Source organism: Pseudomonas sp. Mn2068 (assembly GCF_049319725.1).
Classification (GTDB): Bacteria; Pseudomonadota; Gammaproteobacteria; order Pseudomonadales; family Pseudomonadaceae; genus Aquipseudomonas; species Aquipseudomonas gingeri.
Genome location: NZ_JBMOUG010000019.1, coordinates 32389 through 47241, shown reverse-complemented (window position 1 = coordinate 47241; position 14853 = coordinate 32389). Strand labels below are relative to the sequence as shown.

The window sequence follows — 14853 nt, the reverse complement described above, 5'->3', positions numbered from 1 at the left end:
CAGATTTTGCCGGCACCGATCCGTCAGAATCGAGCTCATCAGGCAAGGAGAAAGGACGAGGCCATGCGTGTCGCCATACTCGACGACGAACCCGCCGAGCTGCGTCGGCTCGAGCAGACCCTGGGGCAAATGTCCCAGGCGGGCGAACCGCCCTGGACCGTGCATAGCTTCGAGCGCGGCGAGGACCTGCTGCGCCGGTTGCGTCGCGAAACCTTCGACCTGCTGATCCTCGACTGGCAGTTGCCGGACCTCAGTGGCCTGGCGCTCCTGCGCTGGACCCGCGAGCACATGGAAGCCCCGCCACCGGCCATCATGCTCACCAGTCGCGACGCCGAGAACGATATCGTCCTGGCCCTGGGCAGCGGTGCCGACGATTATGTGAGCAAGCCGTTTCGCGCCAATGAACTCAAGGCGCGGATCAACGCGGTGCTGCGCCGGCATGGCGTGCAGCGCAACGCCGGCGGCGAAACCGCGACCTTCAATGACCTGAGCTTCGACGATGCGGAACTGCTCGTCAGCCGCGACGGCCAGCCCATCGGCCTGACGGAGCGCGAGTACCGCCTGGCTCGTTGCCTGTTCGCCAACCTCGGCCGGCCGCTGTCGCGCGAGTACCTCTACGAGCGCTTCTGGCCCCACGAGGAAGTGCTTTCCTCGCGGCCCCTCGACACCCATATCTATCGCCTGCGCAACAAGCTCGGGCTGACCGCCGAGCGCGGCTGGCAATTGCAGACCGTATACGGTTACGGCTATCGGCTGGAAAGCGTCACGTCAGAAACGAAGTAAGCCCGGCTACCCGCAGCCGGGCTTACTCACGAAAAGCCCCTTCAGGCCGCTAAAAGCTTCGCGGCGGTGCGGCGTCCCGACAAGCCCGCTCGCACATGGCGGGTGCTTACTCGGCGGCTTCGGCGCCGCTCAGGCCACCGACCTTGGACATCATCAGCGCGATGAAGTCTTCCACCGGCATCTTCTGCCCGTTGAAATCCACCTGGCCGGCGGCGTAGTGCAGCTTGGAGACGATATCCGTGCCCTCGATGGTCGCCATCTCGGTAGATACCGCCATGGTACCGGCCATTTCGCTGCTCATCGACGCGTACTGGGCGATGGCCTTCGGATCGGTCTGGCCCTCGACCTGCGCCTGCACGCCGGCAAGATCGGCGATCATCGGCTTGGACAGCGACAGCTTGGCGTCCAGTTGCGCGATCAGTTGCTTGCCCAGTTCCAGCGGCGGCAACTGGGTGGACGACGGGTTGGTCAGGTCCAGCAACAGGCTGAAACGGCTTTCGCCATTGGCGGTCTTGAACGACAGGTTTTCCACGGCGATCTGCGGCTTGCCGGCCAGCAGCTGGCGGATGTCGGCCTGGGCCTTGAGTTGCTGCTCGGCGGTCAGCTCCGGCACCGCCGGGGTTTCCTCACCCTGCGCGGCCGCTTGCTGCATGGCCTGCAGCTCGCTCTGGTAGATCTGGGTCAGGGAGCGCACCGCCGGGATATCGAGGTTCTTCGCGGCCAGGCTCATCTGCGCGCTGCCCACCGATTTGCCGTTGTAGCCGATATCGCCGACGGTGTAGGCCAGGCGTCCGGCGAGGATATTGCCGGTCGCGTCCAGGGAGTCCTTCTGCTCGAAGTCCTTGACCGTCACTGTTGCCGGGGTCAGACCGTAGGTCACCTTGGCGTTGCTCAGTTCCAGGGTGTTGCCGCCCAGGTAGAAGCCGAAGTCGCTCTTGGCCAGGTCGCTGACCAGGGTCAGGCCACCCAGCTCGACCGATACCGGCCCGTCCTCGGCGGACTGGGCGGCAATCTTCAGGCTGTCCATGTAGCCGTTGAGCTTGATCTTCGCCCCACGGTCGCTGCCGGTGAGGTTCAGGTTCAGCCCGGAAAATTTCACCGAGCTCTTGTCGTCCGGCGCGAAGTCCAGCGGGATCAACTCGACGTTGCCGTCGATCGAGTTGTTGTAGCCCAGCGCAACCACGCCCTTGAGCGGCGCGGCGCCCTTGGCGGCGTCGAACCACTTGGCAGTCACGTCGTTCTTTTCCAGCTCGTAGTTGCTGTTGACCATCACCGGCGTCAGCTTCAACGCCTTCAGGCGCGACAACGGCAATGGCCCGTGCTCGATATGGTCGACGAACAGCAGGTCGACGTCCTTGTTATCTTCACCGAGCTGCAGGTTCTGCAGCTTGAGCCGGTAATGCGCGGTGCTGGTAAACAGGTTGCGGTCCAGCGACACCAGCTCGATGCTCGCGTTGCCGCCACCACTGCTCAGGGCCGTCTTCAATTGTGCGTTGGCTTCCTGGATCGAAGTGTTCAACACCCCTTCCAGCTGATTGCCGGTGTACCACGCGCCGGCGGTGCTCACGGCACCCACCACCACGACAAACCCCAACAATACGCCTGCTGATTTATTCATGAATTGACCCGATCAATGTCCGTTGTGTTGAAAATGCTGGTCTTCCCTGAACCCTTGGTCGGGTTCGGCTCGACGGCGCCCGAAAGGACGAAGAGTAGCATTTGCACGAAGACGGGCGCACCTGTCACCCCGGTATCGGCATGTGACGAAGGCAGCAAAATGCACAGGAAGAACGCGCGCGGGCACCCGGCAAGACCACCGGGTTGCATTGCATTGACGTCAGGGTCGGCATTAAGTTCGGGTCAGGCCCGGCAACTCACGAATACTGCAGCTCCATCTCGTCCAGCTGATGGTCGAAGGTCTTCAGTCGCGCCGTCCAGGTGTACACCAGCACCTCGAAATCACGGTTGATCACCACGCCGTCCGGCGAGTCGTTGCGCGGGTCGCAGACGTCCAGCTGATAACGCTCGCGGGCCATGGCGATGGCGACGTCCGCCAGCTCGCGGGCGTTGCTCAGCCAGTGGCGCTCTTCGTGGGCCACCTCGCGGTCGAGCTTCAGGCATTGGCTCTTGAGGGTTTCGAGGCTTTTTTCCAGGGGCGTGCCGGTCAGTTCGCCCATGACTTCCTGGAAGGTCCGGCCCGGTTGCCAGTAGCTGCCCCAGAAATAGCGGTCGAACACGGTTTCGACGCGGCGCAGGGCGACCTTGGTGTCCCAGACCAGGACCAGGGTCTTGCTCTGGGAGAGCTGGCGCTTCTTCACCTGCTGGCTCTGGTAGCTGGCCCAGGCCACCACCACGATGGACATCACTGCGATCAGGGCACTGGCGCTGTCGAGGAACACCAGCGCCTTGTCGATCTGATGGGCGAGCATCACGCCGTAGAAATACGTCGCCGAGAGCAGCACCAGGGCCACCACCGCACACCAGAAGCCGGGAGCATAAGGGTTTTTCATTATTAGAATCCCCATCAAGCCACGCCGACCGCGCGTGAGGATTCACCCGAAGCCCCGAACCAACGACGGCCAGCCGATAGTTCAGAGCATAGCAACGGACTCAGGGTTTCGCGTGCTGCGCAGGTGGCGTTCGTCCGCTTTCCCAACCACCGCCCAGCGCCAGGAACAGATCGATCTGACTCATCGCCACCTGGGTGTTGGCCGAGGCCAGTTGGGCGCGCACGTCGGTGTAGGTGCGGGTGGCTTGCAGGTCGGCGAGGAACGAGGCGCGACCGGCCTTGAAGAAGCGGTGCGTCTGGTCCGCCGCGAGGCTGGCCGACTGTTCGGCATCGGCCAGGGCATCGCGGCGGTCGAGCTGCGCGGTGTACTGGGCCAGGCTGGTCTGGGTCTCGCGAATCGCGTTGAGCACCACGCCGTCGAAGTGCGCCAGGACACCCTGGGTGGTGGCCTCGGCTTCACGGATCCGCGCCCGCGCACCGTTGGTCGGCACGGTCCAGCTGATCGCCGGGCCGAAGCCCCAGCGGTTGGTCGACGGATCGCCCAGGTCCTTGAGGAAGCCGACCGTACCGACCGTCGCGCCGATGCTGATATTCGGGTACAGCTCGCCCGTGGCGACACCGATGCCGGCCGTCGCCGCCGCCAACCGGCGCTCGGCCTGGCGGATATCCGGACGGCGCTTGAGCAGCTCGGCACCGTCGCCTACCGGCAGCAACTGGGCGATATGCGGCAGCGCGGCGCAATCGGCCACCCCGGCGGGCAGTTGATCCAGCGGCTTGGCCAGCAACATCGACAGACGGTACAACCCGGCCTGGCGCGCCGCCGTATAGCGCGGCAACTCGGCACGCAGGGATTTGAACTGGGTCTGGGAACGGGTGACCTGGGTTTCATCGCCACGCCCGGCGTCGCGCAGGCGCTTGGTCAGCTCGGTGCTCTGGGATTGCAGGTCGAGGGACTGCTCGGCGATTTCGCGCTCCTCGTTGGCGGCGCAGACCTGGGTGTAGGAGCGCACCACATCCGCCACCAGGGTGATACGGGCGACATCGGCCGCCGCCTGGGTCGCGTCGGCGTTGGCCTTGGCCGCCTCGATGCCGCGCTGCAAGGTGCCCCACAGGTCGAACTGATAGGACGCGGAAAGCGAAATATCCCCGACATTCGCCACCGGCACCTTTTCCGGCAGCAGGAACGCCTGGCCGGACTCCTGCAAGCGTTGCGCGCCAGCCTTCACCCCGGCACTGAAGCCACCGGCCGCCTCGGCCTCGTCCACCTGGGCCCGGGCCCGCGAGAGGCTTGCCGCCGCGACCCGCAGGTCGGTGTTGGAAGCCAGTGCCTGGCGCACCAGTTCATCCAGGCGCGGGTCCTGGTACAGCCGCCACCAGTCAGTCGGGACCGGCGCCGAGACGACATTGTCGCCACTGCCGGCGAACTCGCCCTGCAGGTCCTTGCGCTGCATGGCCGAGTCGCCCGGCAGCTGGTAATCCGGGCCGACCATGGAACAGGCCGACAGCAACAGGCCAAGGCCGAACGTGGTGACTTTCACCAGCGGTTTCATTTCGCGGCCTCTTTCTTCGCGACGTCCCCGGCGTCATCGATGATCGAAACGGTCGCCGTGCGCCCGGCGATCATGCGGAAATCTTCCGGTACGTCGATAAAGGCGATCCGCACCGGAATCCGCTGGGCCAGGCGCACCCAGCTGAAGGCCGGGTTGACGTTGGGCAACAGGTTCAAGCCGCTGGTACGGTCACGGTCCTCGATCCCGGCGACGATGCTTTCCACCCGGCCACGCAGGCGGGCCTTGTCGCCAATCACGCGGATATCCACGCTCTGGCCGACATGGATACCGTCGAGCTTGGTCTCTTCGAAATAACCGTCGATATGGAACGAGCCGCTGTCCACCACCGACAGCACCGGCCGGCCCGCCGTGACGAATTCCTGCTCACGCGGCGCACGGTCGTTGACATAGCCGTCCACCGGGCTGCGGATCACCGACCGGTCGAGGTTCAGTTGCGCGGCGTCCACCGTCACCTGGGCCTCGGCCAGGGCCGACTCGGCACGGGCGACTTTCGACTGGCTTTCCTCCAGCTGCTCGCCGGCCACCAGGTTACCCAGGCCACGGTTGCGCTTGTTCTCGCGCTGGGCCTGGGCCAGGGTTTCCTGGCGATCGGCCACGGCGGCCCTGGCCTGGCGCAGCGCCAGCTTGAAGCGGTCCTGGTCGATGCTGAACAGCACCTGGCCGCGACTGACCAACTGGTTGTCACGCACCTGCACCTGCTGGATCAGCCCGGACACGTCCGGGGCGATCTGCACGATATCGGCACGGATATGCCCGTCCCGGGTCCAGGGCGCGAACATGTAGTACATCACCATGCGCCAGACCACGAGGCAGGCGAAGATCACCACCAGCAAGGTCAGGACCACACGGCCAATGGTCAAGATAGGTTTTTTCATGTCATCAGGTATCGACTGAACGAATCCACAACGCCCAGCAGCAAAGCGTAGAGACCGACGTTGAACAATGCCCGGTGCCAGACCAGGCGATAGAAGTGGAAGCGCGTCAACAGCCCGTGCACCACCAGGTACAGCGCGTAGGTAATCCCCATCAGCACCAGCAGCGTGGGCAGGAACACCCCGCTGATATCCACGTCACCGATCATAAAGGCACTCCGTTGATCCCATACGGCACGCTCTCCGGCTGCTCGCCCAGGTCGACGAACTCGACCCCGGGCAACAGCGCCAGACGCAGGCCGCTCAAGGCGTGCAGCAGATGCAGGCGGGTTTCGCCGTCGTCCAGGCCCTGGGAGCCGAGGGCCCGGCGCGTGCGGTCCAGGGTCATCAGCAAGGGTGCCGGGGCCGGCAGCCGCTCGCGGGCCTTGAGGCAGGCGCGGAAGTAAGCGCCGACCTCTTCCACCACCTGCTTGAGCAACACGTTGGCCACCCCCAGCACGCGCGGGGTATAGGCCAGCAGGTCGAGCAGGTTCAGCGCGACCCGCAACTCGCGCAGCGCCGCGCCGGTATCCTGGCCGGTCATGGCCAGGCGCGGCAGGTGCTGCATCAGGCGGTCGAGCATTTGCGCGCCCATGTGCCGGTGCTCGGCCAGGGTCGCCGGCTCGGTCAGGCTGACGATGTCGCGCCAGCTGAAACGGGTCAGGCGCTTGGCCGCCAGCTCGGCGCCGAAAGGCCGTGCCACCAGGGTCCAGATAAAGGCGAACAACAGGCCCACGGGGCCGGCCAGGTTGGCGTTGGTGAAGTTCAGGAAGTCGGCGTCATAGGCGCCCGAAATGCTGATGAAGGACGAGGTGTTGACGATGGTCAGCAAGGTGCCCAGGTAGAAGCGCGGCTGCACGGTAAGGGTGCCGACGCAGATGAACGGCACGGCGAACGCCAGCACCAGCATCGGGAAATCATGCAGGTTGGGCAGTACCACGAACAGGTAGAGGCTGGCGAAGATCACCGACATCGCGGTCCAGAAAAAGAACCGGTAGATCTGCGGCGCCGGGTCGTCCATCGCCGCGAAAAAGCTGCAGGCCACCGCCGCGAGGATCACCGCGCTGGCGCCGTCGGTCCAGCCGAGCAGGATCCACAGCACCGAAGCGACAATGATCGCCAGGACCGTGGAGCCCGCTGAATACAGCATCAGGCCACGGTCGAGAAAGGGGGTCAGGCGGCTCAGGCGCCAATGGCGGTAGACCGCGCGCCAGTTGTCCTGGCTTTCGCACTGGATGGCGTATTGCAGGCTGCGCAGGTCCTGCCACAGGTCGATCCATTCCCCCAGGCGATAGAGGGCGTTGGAGAACAGCAACTGGCGGCGCTCATCCAGCTCGACCGGGCTCGGCTGCAGGCTGTCGACCTGCTCGCGCAGGGCCTGCCAGCGCTCGACCGGCGCTTCCCCGGCGGTGCTTTCCAGCCATTCGCGGGTGGCGACGAGCAACGGCTCGAAGCGCTCCACCAGCTCCGGCGTGCGCCGCGCCATGGCATACAAGGCGTCGTCCAGGGCGTCGACCACCGGCAGCAGGTGAATCATCCGTCCACGCAGCTCCTTGGTGTTGCGCACGGTCTGGGGCCGGGCACCTTCGTGGGGCAACTGGCCGATCATCAGTTCGAGACTGTTGAAGGTCGCCACCATCGCCGAACGCAGGCCGCTGACTTCATCGGCCTGCACATTGCGCGAGAGGAACCGCAGGCTGTAGGTCGAGGCATCGGCGAACCACTTGCCCGCCGCGTCGATAAACACCGGCGCCAGGCGCCGGGGCCAGAACATACTGCCGACCACCGCGGCGACGGCGATGCCGAGAAAGATTTCCTCGGTCCGCGACACGGCGATATCGAACACATTCAACGGATTGTCCACCACCGGCAGGGCGATCATCGGCATGGTGTAGCCGGCCAGCATCAGCGCGTAGCTGTTGGCGGTCCGCAAGTGCAGCGAGAGAAACAGCAGGATGCCGGTCCACAGCGCCACCGCCACCACCAGCAGGAACGGTGTCTGGACGAACAGCGGCACGAACAGCACCGCCGCCGAAGCACCGAGGAAGGTGCCAACCGCCCGATACAGCGCCTTGGAACTGGTGGGGCCGACAAAGGGACTGGACACGATGTACACGGTCGCCATCGCCCAGTAGGGACGCGGCAGCTCCATCAGCAGCGCGATATACAACGCGATCATCGAGGCCGCGAAAGTGCGCACGCCATAGAACCAGTCGCGGGCCGGCGGCATGCCTGTCCAGAAACCGTTCAAGAATCGGCCACTCCCGATGCCTGCCCGGCGGCCTCGAAGGCGCGGATCACCCGCAGTGCCGCTTCCAGGTCGGCCGGCGCGATACCTTCCAGCACCTCGCGGCGCAAGCGCACCAACTGGGTTTCGATGTCGTGGAACAGGCCATGGCCGGTTTCGGTCAGGCCCAGGGTCTTGGCGCGGCGATCACTGGCGTCCTCAGTACGCTGCACATAGCCGGCATTGCACAACTGATCGAGCAGACGCACCAGCGACGGGCTTTCCATCCCGGCGACCTGGGCCACCGTGACCTGGCGCACCCCCGGCCCCATGCGCCCGATGATCAGCAACGGCATGGCGCAGGCTTCGGAGATGCCATAGTTGGCCAGCGTGGTCTGGCAGGCCCGCCGCCAATGGCGCGACGCGAGCACCATGCCGGTACTGATGCTCTGCTGGAGCTGTTCGAGATGCTTGGACACAAGAGGATTCGCACAATGTTAGTTTGCTAACTATCAATATCGCGTATCGACCAGGATTTCGTCAAGTCTTGAAACAATTTGTTCTTGTCGGTTCGGTCAGGCACAGAGGAACCGTGACCGTTGGGTTGAGCGTAGCTCATGGGGGGCTTGATCTCAGCCCTGCCTCCCCTTGCGCAACAACACATCCAGCTGGTCCACCACTTCGGCCCAGTCCGCATCCTCGAGCACTTCGCTGCGCAGGAAATCCGCCTGGCTCTTGCTCCAGAAAAACGCGTCGGCCAGGTGCAGCTCCGGCTTGAGCGGCGAGTGGGCGGCGACGAACTGGTCGATGCTCTTCGCATCGTTGGGCAGGCCCAGTTGCTTGAACAGGGACGGCAGGCTGTGGGTAGGTGATTCCATTGGCTTCTCCGGTGATCAGTGAAATATCGGTGCCGTGATCGTTCCCACGCTCTGCGTGGTAACGCCTCTCTGGACGCTCCGCGTCCGCTCGGCTGACGCAGAGCGTCACGGGCAGCATGCCCACGCAGGGCGTGGGAATGCTCAGTTGTCCTGCAATGGAGGGCGCGGGCGGGCCAAAGGTTCAGTGGCAGACCTCGCACACTTCGGCATGGGGCACCATGCGCAGGTACTCGCCCATTTCCATATGCACCAGGTTGTGGTGGTTACCGGCTTCCAGGTAGATGTCCTTCTCGCGGGTCAGCAGCGGGTCGACCACCATGCGCAGGCCATAGGATTCGCCCAGGGCCGGCACGGCGCCGCGCTCGCAGTCCTGGAACAGATACGCCAGGGTGCTTTCCCGGGTGATCTGCCAGGTCGAGGCGCCCCGCACCTTGCTCAGGTCCAGGTGCCGGCTGGCGGGCAGGACGGCCATCAGGTAATGCCCATGCTGGTCGTCGAGGATCACCGACTTGGCCATGCGTTCCGCCGGAATCCCCGCCAGGCGGGCGGTCTCCAGGCTGCTGGCCGAATGCGGGTGATGGATGATGTCGAATTCGCAGCTCGCCTTTTCCAGGCTGCTCTGCACGGTCTTGGCCATACGCATGATGCACCTCCGAGCCCCGCAGAATGCCCCGGGGCGATGGGTCTACGGCAATCCATGGGTATGAGTCTAGGCAGTACGGCGCCAGTCGTCGGCCCGGCTCAAGCACCGTTATCGCTATCGCCGGGCCTGGATAGTCGACTTGGCGCTAAACGCGGCCGCCGCCCCTCGACTAGACTTCAAGAGGGGGTGACGAACTCGCGGAGCACACCTGTGAGCATGACCATCCACCCCAGTGTGGCGCTGATCCTCCTGGGTATCGCATTCATGCTGGCCGAGACCTTTCTGCCGACCTTCGGCCTGATCGGTTTCGGCGGTCTTGTCACGTTCGTGGTCGGGCTGCTGATCCTGATCGACAGCCAATGGCCCGGCTACGCGATTCCCCTGCCCTGGATCATTCTGCTGGCGATAAGCGCTGCCCTGTTGCTGGTGGCGCTGATCGCCGCGGCCGTGAAGGCGCGCCAGCGCCAGGTGGTCAGTGGCGACGCCGGCCTGGAAGGCAGCCTTACCTGCATCACCGCGCTGCAAACCGGCGATGTCCATCACGGCCGGGTCTATGGCGGCTGGGTCCAGCTGCAAGGGGAAAACTGGCAGGTACTGAGCCCGACACCGCTGCAGCCCGGACAACGGGTGCGGGTGATCGCGCGCAAGGGCCTGCTGCTGGAAGTGCAAGCCGCTGACGACCCGCCAAGGCGAGGAGATTGATCATGGTCCTGCAACTGGGTTCCGGGGCGCTGCTGGTGCTCCTGCTGCTGATGCTGGCGGCCTCGACCTTTCGCATCCTGCGTGAATACGAACGTGGAGTGGTATTCCAGCTCGGGCGCTTCTGGCAGGTCAAGGGACCGGGGCTGATCCTGCTGATCCCGCTGGTGCAGCAGATGGTCCGGGTGGACCTGCGCACCGTGGTGCTGGATATCCCGCCCCAGGATGTGATCACCCGCGACAACGTCTCGGTCAAGGTCAACGCGGTGCTGTATTTCCGCGTGCTCGACCCGCAGAAGGCGATTATCCAGGTCGAGGATTTTCTCGCCGCCACCAGCCAGCTGGCACAGACGACCTTGCGTGCGGTGCTGGGCAAGCATGAGCTGGATGAACTGCTGGCCGAACGCGAGCGCCTGAACACCGATATCCAGCACGTGCTCGATGCGCAGACCGATGCCTGGGGGATCAAGGTGGCGAATGTCGAGATCAAGCACGTCGACCTCAACGAGTCGATGATCCGCGCCATCGCCCGGCAGGCCGAGGCCGAGCGTGAACGGCGGGCCAAGGTGATCCACGCCGAAGGTGAATTGCAGGCCTCGGAGAAACTCATGCAGGCGGCCGAGATGCTCGGACGCCAGCCGGGCGCCATGCAACTGCGCTATATGCAGACACTGGGGGCGATTGCCGGGGACAAGACCTCGACCATCGTCTTCCCGTTGCCGATCGAGTTGCTCAAGGGCATGGCGGATCTGTCGTCGAAATCCTGAAAGGTCAGGGGCAACGCAGGCGTTCCAGCGCCTCATAGGGCGCCTGGGCCCAGGCTGACACCCGCTCCCGGAGCTGTGCGGAGGCCTCGCGGTGCTTGTCCTGGCTGTCGGGCACAAACACCTGGGCGGGCTGTTTGGCGTGTTGTCCGACCGACGCGAAAACCCGCTGTCGCTGCCCGGCATCCAGGGCAAACAAATCCGCCAGATGCCCGTCCATGGCCGCCGGCAATTCGCTGTAATTCACCGGCACGCCACCCGACGCCCGGCAATGCTCCAGCCCCTGCCGGAAAATCCGCCCCAGCCGCCGGGCGATATAGTCTTCCCGCGAGTCGTCCTGCCCCGGGCTGTCCAGGGAGCTGGCGCCGATCATCCCCGGGACCATGTGCATGCCCGCCCGACGCCAATGGGACACGGCGATTTCCAGCGGGTCGCGGTACACGAACAACCAGGGCGTGGCGGGAAAGCACTCGCGCAACAACGGCAGCTCGGCGATATTCCAGGCATCGAGCTTGATCACCAGTTTGCGTTCACCACCACGGCGCAATTGGCCGTAGGCCGCCAGCAGGCCACGCAACGCTGCCTGTCGCTCTCGCGGCTCGAATGTCCCGCGCAACAGAGTATCCAGCGCCGGAGGTTCGGAGATGACGATAGCCTCGTCGAGTTGCGCCAGCATCTGGCTGAGTAAGGTCGAACCGCAACGCGAGGCGTGGTAGATAAAGGCCGTCGGCGCCACCGCCGGGGCACGCCACTCGCTGAGTGCCGCCAGGGACGTTTCACGACGGAATGCCTGGTTGAACGGCAGGCGTAGCGCGTCGTCCACCGCTTCGCGAAAAAACGGCTGGTCGAGTTTGCGCCCACCGAACCAGCACCAGTCCACCCGCCACTCGCCGGCCTGCTGCCAGAGGCGGATCGGCAGCCAGTCCTTCAGGCCATCCATTGCTGGCTCCAGCGGCTGCGGCCCTGGCGCATCGCCGAGCGGATGTCCTCACGGCCGAAGCGCAGGCCGCGCTCGCCCGCCAATTGCAGGGCACGGGCGATAAAGGCTTCGCTGTCCTCCAGAACCTGCAAGGCCTGGCATAACACGGGATCGTTCTCCAGCAAGGTCCGAAACCGCGCAAAATCCGCGGCGGCCCGGCCGATACCCGGTGCCGGCGTAGTCGCCAGCCCGCTCGCGATCTGCTGCTCCAGCCAGGGGTTCGGTCGGCAATCGAGCACCAGGTGAATCCGCTCGCCCCCGCCCCAGTTATCGACGCCGTGGGGCCGTGACAGATCGAGAAACCAGCATTCGCCGACCTGCATCGGGATGCGTTGGCCATCGAGCATGAAGTCCACATCCGGCGGGCTGAGCAGGGGAATGTGCAGTCGTCGGTCCGCGTCCGGCGCACCGAGGTCGTAGTCGCGATGCTCGTGAATCCGCCCGCCCGGCCCCAGGCGCAGCAACCGCGCCGAACGTATCTCCAGGGGCAGGTCCAGGGCCGCCGCCCAGGTTGCATCCAGCAACCAGGGCTCGCGCTCGGTCGGCGCACCGGCCCCGGGCGCCAGCTCGCTCAAGGCATCCGCCGCCGAAATCAGCGCGACGCCACTCCAGTCACCGTCGTAGTAATCGGCATTGAAGTGGGCTTTCCAGGCCGGTCCGGCGATACGAGAAAGGGCTTGCTGCAGCAGCGGCAAGGCCACCGCCACAGGCAAACGGGAAAAGGCCGGCAGGCTCAGGGAATCACCCCGGACGACTGCAGATGGCCCAGCAGTTGTTCGACACAGGCTTCGACAGAGAGGCGCCCGGTATCGAGGATCAGATCGGGTGCCCGCGGCACGTCATAAGGCGCGGAGATCCCGGTAAAACTCGCCAGCTCGCCGCGCCGGGCGCGGGCGTAGTGCCCTTTCGGATCGCGCCCTTCGCAGACCTGCAACGACGCGCTGCACCAGACCTCACGATAATCCTCACCCAGGCGCCGGGCGAACAGTTCACGCAGGTCGGCCTGGGGCGCGATCATCGCCAGGATGACGATCTGGCCGTTGTCCACCAGCAGTCCGGCCAGCTCGCTGGCGCGACGGATATTTTCCTGGCGATCGCTTTCGGCGAACCCCAGGTCGCGATTCAAACCGCCGCGCAAGGCATCGCCGTCCAGCACCAGGCACTGCAATCCACGTGTGAACAACTCAGCCTGCAGCGCCTGGGCCACGGTCGACTTGCCTGCCGCCGGCAAGCCGGTCAGCAGGATCGCCGTGCCGCGATGGCCGTTGCGGGCCTCGCGCTGACCGCGACTGACGCTTGCCCGCGGCGCCAGCAGGTTATTGTCCTTCGGCATGGGCCACAGGCGCGCTGATATTGCCGGCCGCCCACTGCGACTCGCGTGTCGCCATGGCCCCGGCAATCGCCGCGACCTTGGTCGACGAGACTTGCGCCGGCAACGGATCGAGCCCGGCGCTGGCGAAGATCTGGCCGTAGGCGTTGCGCAGGTCGGCATAGGCCAGGTCGCGACGCAGGTCGGCCTGCAGGGTGTTGAGTTCGCCCTGGATCAGGTCCAGCTCACCCAGCCCGGCGGCCTTGTAGCGGTTGCGCAACTGGCCGACGATCTGTCCGTCGATATTCGACAGTTGCTGGCTGGTCTTGAACTGACGCAGTGCCTCGCGGTAGTTGGCGTTGGCCACGTAGAGCTGCGCCAGCACGGCGATCGACATCGCCTGGCGGCGCGCGGTCGCCACTTCCTCACCGGCCTTGGCCACATCGATGGCCGCCGGCGCGGAGATCACGTTGAACAGGTTCCAGGTGACTTTGACGCCGAAGTCCGCCCACTTGTCATTGACCAGGAACGAGTTGCTGTCGTAGTGACCACCGGCCGAGAACTCCAGGCCCGGCAGCAGGCGCAGCATGGCCTTGCGGGTTTCGGCGGCGCTGATACGGCTCTGGTAATCCTGCTCGCGCAGTTCCGGACGGCTGGCCAGGGCCTCGTGTTCCAGCTGGGCCATATCGACCTTGAGCTCCGGAATCGCATAATCATCCGAGGTCGCCAGGGTCAGGTCGGTGCCCAGTGGCAGATTGATCAGGGTCGCCAGTTCGGTCTTGGCCAGGGACAACGCCTTGCGCTGCTCTTCCAGTTGGCGGGTGGCCTCGATCAGCGAGCGCTGGTAACCCAGGGCCTGGATCGGATCGCCGATGCGCTGCTCGCTCATCTTCTCGCTGTTGCCCTGCGCCGCCTCGACCCGCACCATCAGGCTGTCGATCTGCTTGAGCAGGCGTTCGGCCGCCACCGCCCGCCAATAGGCCGAGCGCACGTCCTGGACGATGGTGTTGATCACCTTGCGCCGGCGTTCCTGGACAATCAGGCGCTGGTCGCCCTGCTGCTTGGCGCTGATATAGCTGACACCGAAGTCGAGCACGTTCCAGACCATGGTCAGGTCGGCGACGCGACGATTCTTGTCCTGGGAGGTCGAAGGTTCCAGGGACTGGGTATGAGTCTCCACGCTTTCGCTACTGGAGCCGCTGACGTTGTTACGCCCGGCATAACCGGCCGAGAGCGCCATGCGCGGCAACATGTCGAAGCTGGCGAGGTCCAGCTGACGCTTGGACAGCGCCTCCTCCATGATCTTCAGGCGCCCTTCGAGGTTGTATTTCACCGCACGGGCCATGGCTTCGTGCAGGGTGAGCGGGCCGCTGAGGGGTTCCTGATCCCTGTACATGCTCTGCAGATCGGTTTTGGCGCGTTGCTCACTGACGCTGCGATCGATCGGTTGGCTGGTGACGGCACAACCGCTGACTACCAGCGCCAGCAAGCTGACGCTGAACAACTTCTGACTTCTTCTCATTCCCTGGCACCGCCCCTGACTACCGCTCTCTATTTTTATAGGCGCCGACAAACGTCGG

16 protein-coding genes are annotated in these 14853 nt (G+C 65.0%); 3 read left to right on the top strand and 13 right to left on the bottom strand.

The window, feature by feature from the left end; genetic code table 11:
• Positions 1-63 precede the first annotated feature (63 nt).
• Positions 64-783: a response regulator transcription factor gene (locus tag ACL9RJ_RS29560; RefSeq protein WP_177083759.1), complete on the top strand. Its 720-nt coding sequence runs from the start codon at positions 64-66 to the stop codon at positions 781-783.
• Between the two features lie 106 nt (positions 784-889).
• Here the strand turns inward: ACL9RJ_RS29560 and ACL9RJ_RS29555 are convergent, their stop codons facing one another.
• The 9 genes from ACL9RJ_RS29555 to ACL9RJ_RS29515 all read right to left on the bottom strand — a co-directional run bounded on the left by ACL9RJ_RS29555 (position 890) and on the right by ACL9RJ_RS29515 (position 9522).
• On the bottom strand, positions 890-2401 hold the full coding sequence (locus ACL9RJ_RS29555) for a YdgA family protein (RefSeq protein ID WP_177119442.1): 1512 nt from the start codon (positions 2399-2401) through the stop codon (positions 890-892).
• A 256-nt stretch (positions 2402-2657) separates the two neighbouring features.
• The gene (locus ACL9RJ_RS29550) at positions 2658-3293 is read right to left on the bottom strand and encodes a hypothetical protein (protein WP_042934750.1); all 636 of its coding nucleotides are present in this window, start codon (positions 3291-3293) and stop codon (positions 2658-2660) included.
• Between the two features lie 100 nt (positions 3294-3393).
• Positions 3394-4842, bottom strand: a complete 1449-nt coding sequence (locus ACL9RJ_RS29545) for an efflux transporter outer membrane subunit (protein WP_422765913.1) — start codon at positions 4840-4842, stop codon at positions 3394-3396.
• Entirely contained in the window at positions 4839-5738 is a 900-nt protein-coding gene (locus ACL9RJ_RS29540) for an HlyD family secretion protein (protein ID WP_042934751.1), read from the bottom strand. The genes ACL9RJ_RS29545 and ACL9RJ_RS29540 overlap by 4 nt, the downstream gene beginning before the upstream one ends.
• On the bottom strand, positions 5735-5944 hold the full coding sequence (locus ACL9RJ_RS29535) for a DUF1656 domain-containing protein (protein ID WP_017124767.1): 210 nt from the start codon (positions 5942-5944) through the stop codon (positions 5735-5737). The genes ACL9RJ_RS29540 and ACL9RJ_RS29535 overlap by 4 nt, the downstream gene beginning before the upstream one ends.
• On the bottom strand, positions 5941-8025 hold the full coding sequence (locus ACL9RJ_RS29530; RefSeq protein ID WP_042934752.1) for an FUSC family protein: 2085 nt from the start codon (positions 8023-8025) through the stop codon (positions 5941-5943). The genes ACL9RJ_RS29535 and ACL9RJ_RS29530 overlap by 4 nt, the downstream gene beginning before the upstream one ends.
• Positions 8022-8435, bottom strand: coding sequence for a MarR family winged helix-turn-helix transcriptional regulator (locus ACL9RJ_RS29525; RefSeq protein ID WP_042934778.1), 414 nt, complete (start codon positions 8433-8435; stop codon positions 8022-8024). The genes ACL9RJ_RS29530 and ACL9RJ_RS29525 overlap by 4 nt, the downstream gene beginning before the upstream one ends.
• A gap of 198 nt (positions 8436-8633) precedes the next feature.
• Positions 8634-8879: a DUF2789 domain-containing protein gene (locus ACL9RJ_RS29520; protein WP_017124770.1), complete on the bottom strand. Its 246-nt coding sequence runs from the start codon at positions 8877-8879 to the stop codon at positions 8634-8636.
• A 181-nt stretch (positions 8880-9060) separates the two neighbouring features.
• Positions 9061-9522, bottom strand: coding sequence for an aminoacyl-tRNA deacylase (locus tag ACL9RJ_RS29515; protein ID WP_017124771.1), 462 nt, complete (start codon positions 9520-9522; stop codon positions 9061-9063).
• Positions 9523-9738: 216 nt separating this feature from the next.
• Here ACL9RJ_RS29515 and ACL9RJ_RS29510 point away from each other — a divergent pair, with 216 nt between their 5' ends.
• Positions 9739-10224 carry an NfeD family protein gene (locus ACL9RJ_RS29510; RefSeq protein WP_017124772.1) on the top strand — a complete coding sequence of 162 codons (486 nt, stop codon included), beginning with the start codon at positions 9739-9741 and terminating at the stop codon, positions 10222-10224.
• A gap of 2 nt (positions 10225-10226) precedes the next feature.
• Positions 10227-10988, top strand: a complete 762-nt coding sequence (locus tag ACL9RJ_RS29505; RefSeq protein ID WP_017124773.1) for a slipin family protein — start codon at positions 10227-10229, stop codon at positions 10986-10988.
• A 4-nt stretch (positions 10989-10992) separates the two neighbouring features.
• Here the strand turns inward: ACL9RJ_RS29505 and ACL9RJ_RS29500 are convergent, their stop codons facing one another.
• From ACL9RJ_RS29500 to ACL9RJ_RS29485, 4 genes are read right to left on the bottom strand one after another with little or no spacing between them, the layout of a single operon-like run.
• The gene (locus ACL9RJ_RS29500) at positions 10993-11925 is read right to left on the bottom strand and encodes a sulfotransferase family protein (protein ID WP_422765912.1); all 933 of its coding nucleotides are present in this window, start codon (positions 11923-11925) and stop codon (positions 10993-10995) included.
• On the bottom strand, positions 11913-12701 hold the full coding sequence (locus ACL9RJ_RS29495; protein ID WP_177066441.1) for an aspartyl/asparaginyl beta-hydroxylase domain-containing protein: 789 nt from the start codon (positions 12699-12701) through the stop codon (positions 11913-11915). Before ACL9RJ_RS29495 ends, ACL9RJ_RS29500 begins: the two co-directional genes overlap by 13 nt.
• Positions 12698-13297: an adenylyl-sulfate kinase gene (gene cysC, locus ACL9RJ_RS29490; protein ID WP_177063503.1), complete on the bottom strand. Its 600-nt coding sequence runs from the start codon at positions 13295-13297 to the stop codon at positions 12698-12700. Before cysC ends, ACL9RJ_RS29495 begins: the two co-directional genes overlap by 4 nt.
• On the bottom strand, positions 13281-14777 hold the full coding sequence (locus tag ACL9RJ_RS29485; protein WP_177066442.1) for a TolC family protein: 1497 nt from the start codon (positions 14775-14777) through the stop codon (positions 13281-13283). Before ACL9RJ_RS29485 ends, cysC begins: the two co-directional genes overlap by 17 nt.
• Positions 14778-14853 lie beyond the last annotated feature (76 nt).

Coding starts and splice junctions, on each gene's coding strand:
- ACL9RJ_RS29560 (WP_177083759.1), top strand. CDS start 64: ATGCGTGTCGCCATACTCGACGACGAACCCGCCGAGCTGCGTCGGCTC.
- ACL9RJ_RS29555 (WP_177119442.1), bottom strand. CDS start 2,401: ATGAATAAATCAGCAGGCGTATTGTTGGGGTTTGTCGTGGTGGTGGGT.
- ACL9RJ_RS29550 (WP_042934750.1), bottom strand. CDS start 3,293: ATGAAAAACCCTTATGCTCCCGGCTTCTGGTGTGCGGTGGTGGCCCTG.
- ACL9RJ_RS29545 (WP_422765913.1), bottom strand. CDS start 4,842: ATGAAACCGCTGGTGAAAGTCACCACGTTCGGCCTTGGCCTGTTGCTG.
- ACL9RJ_RS29540 (WP_042934751.1), bottom strand. CDS start 5,738: ATGAAAAAACCTATCTTGACCATTGGCCGTGTGGTCCTGACCTTGCTG.
- ACL9RJ_RS29535 (WP_017124767.1), bottom strand. CDS start 5,944: ATGATCGGTGACGTGGATATCAGCGGGGTGTTCCTGCCCACGCTGCTG.
- ACL9RJ_RS29525 (WP_042934778.1), bottom strand. CDS start 8,435: ATGGTGCTCGCGTCGCGCCATTGGCGGCGGGCCTGCCAGACCACGCTG.
- ACL9RJ_RS29520 (WP_017124770.1), bottom strand. CDS start 8,879: ATGGAATCACCTACCCACAGCCTGCCGTCCCTGTTCAAGCAACTGGGC.
- ACL9RJ_RS29515 (WP_017124771.1), bottom strand. CDS start 9,522: ATGCGTATGGCCAAGACCGTGCAGAGCAGCCTGGAAAAGGCGAGCTGC.
- ACL9RJ_RS29510 (WP_017124772.1), top strand. CDS start 9,739: ATGACCATCCACCCCAGTGTGGCGCTGATCCTCCTGGGTATCGCATTC.
- ACL9RJ_RS29505 (WP_017124773.1), top strand. CDS start 10,227: ATGGTCCTGCAACTGGGTTCCGGGGCGCTGCTGGTGCTCCTGCTGCTG.
- ACL9RJ_RS29500 (WP_422765912.1), bottom strand. CDS start 11,925: ATGGATGGCCTGAAGGACTGGCTGCCGATCCGCCTCTGGCAGCAGGCC.
- cysC (WP_177063503.1), bottom strand. CDS start 13,297: ATGCCGAAGGACAATAACCTGCTGGCGCCGCGGGCAAGCGTCAGTCGC.